At 31.7% G+C, this 770-nt stretch carries 1 protein-coding gene; it reads right to left on the bottom strand.

Annotated features, from left to right (window positions below):
* Positions 1 to 60 precede the first annotated feature (60 nt).
* Positions 61 to 770 (bottom strand): VOC family protein (locus tag IDG60_RS17750; RefSeq protein WP_206161010.1); only part of this gene is annotated, 710 nt, incomplete at its 5' end.

Raw genomic sequence — 770 nt, 5'->3', positions numbered from 1 at the left:
CTTGTATAAAAAGATCATTAAAAACGATTCATTATATGGTTCGTCCATTCAAAGTATATACTAATCTTCAACTTCGATATGATTAAAGCGATAATAGATACCATCCGGACCTTGTAAATTTAAATGTGTTGTTTCAGGATAATGAAAGTCAACAATTGCTAATCCATACGTATCAAAATTTTCTACACGTTTCGTTGCTGATACCCAATCATTCATGGCCAAATGTTGATAATAGCCATTCGATGCTAAAAATATTGAATAATCATCCATATATGCCGATTGCTCTAATCCAAAATAATCGAGGTAGTACTCTTTTACCTCTGATAAATGAATTGTCTTAATATGCAATGCACCTATAATAGCGTCATCTGGAATACCTAACCATAACAATTTTGTTGCATGACTCACTAATCTCGGTACATTTAATGGTCTAATATCAATTTTTACTAAATCATTTTGCCTCGTCCATTGCGCTTCGTCTTTATCAACATAAAATTTAAAACCGTTTCCTTCTGGGTCTTCAAAAAATAATGATAACGAAGCAGGCTGTATACCTCCGTTAACTGGAATATCATATTCGCTTAAATGAATTAGTAAATTAGCTAAATCACTAATTTGAGGTAGTTTAATTGCGATATGAAACAGTCCCGCTTCGGACATTAAAGGTTCACGTCCATTTTGTAATTCAACAAGTGTAATGACATGATTATTTTGACCTACTTCATATTGTATCGATGTTAATGTCTCATTTATAATATTTAATCCTAATA

The organism is Staphylococcus sp. EG-SA-2 (assembly GCF_017152085.1).
This window is presented reverse-complemented; position numbering and strand designations above follow the sequence as displayed.